Origin of the sequence: Exiguobacterium sp. Leaf196, assembly GCF_001423965.1 — a bacterium.
In the GTDB taxonomy this organism is placed as follows: Bacteria; Bacillota; Bacilli; order Exiguobacteriales; family Exiguobacteriaceae; genus Exiguobacterium_A.
Genome location: NZ_LMPV01000012.1, coordinates 159,143 through 165,142, shown reverse-complemented (window position 1 = coordinate 165,142; position 6,000 = coordinate 159,143). Strand labels below are relative to the sequence as shown.

The 6,000-nt window shown below is 47.5% G+C and carries 6 protein-coding genes; all 6 read right to left on the bottom strand.

Annotated features, from left to right (window positions below):
- Positions 1 to 99 precede the first annotated feature (99 nt).
- A complete protein-coding gene (locus ASG02_RS15030) occupies positions 100 to 633 on the bottom strand; it encodes a DUF420 domain-containing protein (protein ID WP_056064864.1) in 534 nt (177 codons plus the stop codon).
- A 3-nt stretch (positions 634 to 636) separates the two neighbouring features.
- The gene (locus tag ASG02_RS15025) at positions 637 to 2,064 is read right to left on the bottom strand and encodes an NAD(P)/FAD-dependent oxidoreductase (RefSeq protein ID WP_035412058.1); all 1,428 of its coding nucleotides are present in this window, start codon (positions 2,062 to 2,064) and stop codon (positions 637 to 639) included.
- Positions 2,061 to 2,438: a DUF1499 domain-containing protein gene (locus ASG02_RS15020; RefSeq protein WP_056064860.1), complete on the bottom strand. Its 378-nt coding sequence runs from the start codon at positions 2,436 to 2,438 to the stop codon at positions 2,061 to 2,063. The genes ASG02_RS15025 and ASG02_RS15020 overlap by 4 nt, the downstream gene beginning before the upstream one ends.
- Positions 2,439 to 2,531: 93 nt before the next feature.
- Complete coding sequence (locus tag ASG02_RS15015; RefSeq protein ID WP_056064858.1) at positions 2,532 to 3,917, bottom strand: cell wall metabolism sensor histidine kinase WalK; 1,386 nt, start codon at positions 3,915 to 3,917, stop codon at positions 2,532 to 2,534.
- Positions 3,914 to 4,606 (bottom strand): response regulator transcription factor, encoded by a 693-nt coding sequence (locus ASG02_RS15010; protein WP_035412051.1) that lies wholly within the window; start codon positions 4,604 to 4,606, stop codon positions 3,914 to 3,916. Before ASG02_RS15010 ends, ASG02_RS15015 begins: the two co-directional genes overlap by 4 nt.
- Positions 4,607 to 4,626: 20 nt before the next feature.
- Positions 4,627 to 5,886, bottom strand: coding sequence for a hypothetical protein (locus ASG02_RS15005; protein ID WP_235514052.1), 1,260 nt, complete (start codon positions 5,884 to 5,886; stop codon positions 4,627 to 4,629).
- Between the last annotated feature and the right edge of the window lie 114 nt (positions 5,887 to 6,000).

The following is a 6,000-nucleotide window of genomic DNA, read 5'->3' as shown; positions in this document are numbered from 1 at the left end:
TATTCAGAATCGGTTTTTCGTCATAGAACAAGGCCCTCGAAACGACTACACGTTTCGAGGGCCTTTCGTTTGTGAAACTGAGTTATGTCCCAGCCTCTTTCAATAATACGGACGAATCATGATATAGACGATGACGCCAGTGAAGCTGACGTATAACCAAAGCGGCATCGTAAAGCGTGTCCATTTTTTATGCTTTTCGAAATTTTGATTCACAGCATGTGCAAGTGACATCAAGACGAGCGGGACGATGACTGCAGCTAGAATGATGTGCGTAATCAAGATGAAGAAATAGATCGGACGAACAAATCCTTCTCCACCAAACTTCGTCGATTCACTGACTGCATGGTACGTGACGTATGAAATCAAGAATAGCGTCGTCGTCGTCATCGCACCACCAATGAAGCGGCGATGATTCACGCGGTTACCGCGACGAATCGAAATCCATGCGCCGAGCAACAGCATGAAGGTAAAACTATTAAAGATGGCGTTCAAAAAAGGAAGTAACGTCCAATCGAATCCTGAGTCGACTTGTACAGGTGGCGCAAAAAATAAGAGAGCCACGAGTAGGTTGATGACAAGAGTCAACAGGATGACGAGTGGGACAAAATTCCGTTTAGTAGCAGGTTGTTGCATGAATCATTCTCCTTGTTTCCAGTCGAAATAACGTTTCAACCATTTTGGGATCGGACCAGCGAATAAACGCTCACGCCAGTAGACATCAGCAGCACGCTGAACAGCAGCACCACGAATCGGATACGGATGCACGACACGTGACAGTTGACCGACCTTATCTTTACGTGCCATTGCATAGACGACTTCTTGCATCCACTCGCCGGCTTGTTCTCCGATCGCATGTGCCCCGATCAGTTTCCCGCGTTTATCGGCGATGAGCTTGACGCGCCCTTCCGTCTGACCATTGATGACGAAACGATCCACTTCATCGAGACCCGTCTGGTAGACTTTGATGTCACCGTGTTTCTTACGTGCTTCTTCTTCTGTCAAACCGAGATGGAACAATTCAGGCGTTGTGAATGTTACCCACGGGACCGCTCGATAATCAGGTTTCGTCCGTAAACCGAACAAAGCATTTGTGACGACGGTTTTTCCTTCTAGTCCTGCGACGTGCGTAAACGGTAAGGAATCAATCGTATCTCCGACGGCAAAGATATGCCGCTGACTTGTCCGGAGCGAACCGTCGACTTGGACGAATCCTTTTTCGACATGAACACCAGCCCGGTCAAGACGTAACGCCTCGATGCGTGGCTTACGACCGACCGCGACAAGAACGGCATCCGTTTCGATGACACGTGATTCCCCATTTGCTTCGACCGTCACTTCGATGCCTCCAGCTGACTTGCGGACATGCGTGACCTTCGTATCGAGATGCAACGTCAATTCTTGCTCGAGCTGACGTTGAATGACTTCGACCATGTCACGATCTTCTTTTCCGAGCAGCGTCTTCATGCCCTCGATAACTGTGACTTCCGTTCCGAGGTGCGCGTAAGCTTGCGACAGCTCAAGACCGATCGCCCCACCACCAATAACGAGCAGCCGCTCAGGACGCTCTGTTAATTCAAAGATCGTCTCGTTCGTTAAATAATCGATCGTATCTAGTCCATCAATCGGTGGAATGATCGGTTGGGATCCTGTTGAGATCGCAAACTTTTCACCAACGACAAGCTGTCCCGCTACTTCGACTTCATGTGCACTAAGGAATGTCGCTTCTCCGATATAGACATCGACACCAAGATCTTCAAATCGTTTCGTTCCATCATGTGATTGAATGATGTTACGCGCACGATCAACGCTTGCTTTCGTTTTGGAATAGACCGCGTCTCCGTTCAGCGTCACGTTGTATTTTTCAGCCGTCCGCTTCATGACGTGCACGTCGTGTGCGGCTTCAATCAAAGCCTTTGAAGGAACACAACCATAATGGAGACAATCTCCACCTAGATGTGCATGACGTTCAATCAGGGCAACATGTGCACCAAGACTTGCTGCACCGGCAGCAATCGTCATTCCGGCTGCACCACCACCGATGACAACTAATTGATAGGTCTTCATCGCAAACCCTCCTCATACCGACGTGTGATGTCTTCCATCCGTTTACGGTTGACGCCCCAGTCAGAGTATCCGACACGTGATGCCGAACGGAAATGAATCACTTGCGCGGCTTCATCGAAGTAAAATTCGACGTCATCCTTGAAGCGAAAGACTTTACTCGTGAAGATGGCATGGATGTATGTTCCTTCCTCCTTAACGATTTTGACTCGGTCGAGGCTTTGTAGAATACGTAAGAGGTGGAACTTCGAATCCGCAAGCGTTCCTTTGAACGGGAGCGGACGCATTTTCATATCCTGTAGATCGGTTTGAGTAGATACCGCATTCGGTTTTCCGGAGAGCGGTTGAAGCGTACCATTTGAAACACCAAGTGCCATGACTGATTCCTCCGTTTCCTATCATCTGATCCATTTCGTACTATAATCCACTTTACTTTACCAGTTTCTGTTTCACTCTGCCTGTCTGAGTGTTTACGCTTTCGTGACAGGGAGCAGAATCGTCGCGATGACGCCGCCTTCTGGCTGATTGTCGATGAATAGCTTGCCTTCATGTGCTTCAACAAGCTCTCGACAAATCGATAGCCCGAGTCCCGTTCCGCCCTTTCCTTTTTGCACTTGATAAAACTTTTCCGTGACATGACGTAGGTGTTCTTTCGGAATACCAGGTCCTTCGTCACTGAAAGAAAGGAATAACACACGCTCGGAACGAACGAGTCGAACCGTAATCGCTCCTCCAATTGGTGAAAAACGGATTGCATTATCAAGCAGGTTCAAGAAGACTTGTTTCAATCGGTTTTCGTCGTATAGACCAATGACTTGCGCCGGTAACTTTTGCACAATCTGAACATTTTTCTCTTCCAGCTTTTGACGTAGTTGCGCTGCGACGGTCTCGATGATTTCCGTTAAGTTGACTTCCTGACGGTATAGGACGAGACGACTCGTCTCGAGTTTTGAGAAATCGAGTAACTGTTCAACGAGCGAAATCAAACGCTCCGTCTCTGAATGAATGATGCCTATCCCAAGCGACGCCTCTTCCGGCAACTGATCCTGTTCGACGAGTAACGTCTCACTCCAGCCTTTGATCGATGTCAACGGTGTCCGTAACTCATGGGAGATACCCGAAATGAATTCATCTTTCAATGTTTCCTGTTGTTTGATCTGTTGCCCCATATAATTGATCGTCCGTGCTAGTTCTCCAAGTTCGAACGAATACTCCTCGTTCACCTTAACGTCGTAATGTTGTTTCGCGATTTGGTCCGACGCACCGATTACCTCTTGGATAGGTCGAACGATCGAAGACACCAGACGTGAGGAATAAATGAAGGCAAGTCCCCAAACTACTGTACCCAAGAGGACGATCGCTAAACAAATTTCAATCACACGTCGGTCGATTCGTTCAAGCGATGTCGTATAACGGAGCGCTCCCGTCGTCTGACCGAATGACACGACAGGTTCCGTCACTTCCAGCAAATGCTCTCCCGTCGCCTCATCGTCATATCGTTTCGTGACGGTTTGACCCGCTCTTACTTGATTGACTGCCTCTCGCGTCAATTTACGTTGCGAAATGAACCCTGTCGAGGAATAACGCGGAATGCCTGTCGCATCCAACACTTCGATTTCTGCATCTGGATAGGCATAAGAATCGAGTACATCATGAATCGTCGCTTCTGAATCCGTGTAATCATAAGCGAGACCACTATTTGCAAACAACACCGCACTCGCATTCGCATGACGTTTCAAGACATCCGTCGCCGTCACGTAATAATAGTTATAGGTCACGAATGAGAGAATCCCGATGACAAGTAGGACCGTCACCGTGATGATCGTCATGAACCGCATTAATATCTGGCGCTTCATTCTTCGTTACGCCACTTGTATCCATGTCCCCACAGTGTCTCGATGAACTTCGGTTCCGCTGGATTTTCTTCGATTTTTTGACGAAGACGGCGAATGTTGACATCGACTGTCTTTCGATCGCCGAAATAGTTCTCGCCCCATACCGCATCGAGTAGTTCATCTCGCGACATGACTTGATCCTCATTTTTAATGAAATGACAAAGTAAATCATATTCAGTCGGCGTCACTTCGACGTCAATGCCGTCTTTTTGGACACGCTTCGCTCCTAAATCAATTCGGAACGGTCCAGAAACAAGTTCACGCGGCTGTTTTCTGCGGCGTAATGTCTCTACCCGTCGTAACAGCGACTGGATACGTGCGAGTAATTCTGCTGGACTGAACGGCTTCGCGATGTAGTCATCCGCCCCTACGCTTAGTCCCATGACTTTATCTTCTTCTCGCGTCCGTGCCGTCAGCATGATGATCCCGACCACTTCATCCTTCGCCCGCGCCTGTTCACAGACAGCGAAACCATCGACTTCCGGCATCATGATATCCAGTAACAGAATATCAAAGGTTTGTTGATCAAATTGCGCGAGTGCCTCTTTTCCGTTTTCCGCTTCAATGACGTCATAGCCTGCCCGTTTCAAATTGATGACGATGAAACTGCGAATCGCGTGTTCATCCTCGGCTACTAGTATTTTGGTCATTCTTTTCTCCCCCTGATTCTTTATTCCACGAGTGTGACACGATTGACGAACATTTCATAATCCTTCGTCGCATCGATCACATAGACATAATCGATGCCCTCTTTAATTTTTCGTTTTTGGTCACTAGCAATGTATTGATTCTTTGGAATGATCTCTAATTCAAAATCAACCTGCTTCGTATCCCGATTGATGAAACGAACGCGATTTTCACGTTTTTCGATCGTTTCCCGTGTCGCCCAATTGGCCGGGAAACGCATAACGAAATTGTATTCCTGATCAATGTACTGCTCTTCCCGTAGTTCGAATCCACTCTCAAGAAATGGCGGATTGTCCGATCCATTCCATGTGTAGTACGCGGTGATACGTGGCTTCGGCTCACCTTCACGCCCTTCACTACCGCCCGGCGTATATTGATGACCGAACTCGACGATTCCGTCTTGATCGACATCCTTCGGAAACGTATACATCGGTTCAACGATCTCATCGACTTGACCGAAGCGCACTTGTTCCAACGTATCGTTCGCTAAACGGAATAATGCGATGTGCATCTTAGCATCACGTGTATAAGAGACAATCAAGCCTTTATTGCGCGCAGCATTGATCGTATCGACTTCAAATAAATCATGTTCTGCGAATAAATCGCCATCTTTTGTCGCTAGCGTCGTCTCTTGACGCTTTTTCGACAAGATATCCTTATAATAGATCAAACGAGATGGACTTCCCTTTTGTAGAAGCACCATATCTCGCTCGCGATCTTGATTCAAATCATCCACCGACAGGCGGTCATACCGATCCACCTTCGTGACATCTCGTTGCTTCGACAACAGCTGTTCAATGATATATAACGTGTTTTCACCATAACTGGTAATCCCGATGACTAAATGGTTTTGTTTATGTTGCGCGTCAGATACGACTTCGAGTCGATCGATGGCTCGCCCATCAGCAACTGTCTGCCGTGTCACAAGTCGCCATTTTTCACCTTGTCGTTCATGAACGAGAAGATGAATCGTGAAACGTCCATCCTGCTCACTACGGTAGAAGGTGATCGCCTCATCCTTACCGTTTCGATCTAAATCAACGAGTTCGTATAGACGGGATACTGCTTGATTTCGTGGCGCCACGATTTCTGCCTGTTTCGGCAAATCGCGGTCAATCCGCTCTTTCAACGACTGCTCCCATGCCGGAAGGGACGGATGTTGGAGTAGAGAGGCGGGATGCGGAAACATCGTACTGCATCCTGCTAATAATAGACTTGATATGATCATGAAGAGATATTTCATAAAGTTGGAATCCTTTCCGTACGGGCTCTGTTTCCACTTTATCATACTCTCTCAATGGAGAGTATATTGTCGAATGGGACACAAGTTGTTACGATATACAGATAATTGAAAGGG

Excerpts from the sequence above, each read along its gene's own strand:
- ASG02_RS15015 (WP_056064858.1), bottom strand. The coding sequence starts at position 3,917 with ATGAAGCGCCAGATATTAATGCGGTTCATGACGATCATCACGGTGACG.
- ASG02_RS15020 (WP_056064860.1), bottom strand. The coding sequence starts at position 2,438 with ATGGCACTTGGTGTTTCAAATGGTACGCTTCAACCGCTCTCCGGAAAA.
- ASG02_RS15030 (WP_056064864.1), bottom strand. The coding sequence starts at position 633 with ATGCAACAACCTGCTACTAAACGGAATTTTGTCCCACTCGTCATCCTG.
- ASG02_RS15010 (WP_035412051.1), bottom strand. The coding sequence starts at position 4,606 with ATGACCAAAATACTAGTAGCCGAGGATGAACACGCGATTCGCAGTTTC.
- ASG02_RS15025 (WP_035412058.1), bottom strand. The coding sequence starts at position 2,064 with ATGAAGACCTATCAATTAGTTGTCATCGGTGGTGGTGCAGCCGGAATG.
- ASG02_RS15005 (WP_235514052.1), bottom strand. The coding sequence starts at position 5,886 with ATGAAATATCTCTTCATGATCATATCAAGTCTATTATTAGCAGGATGC.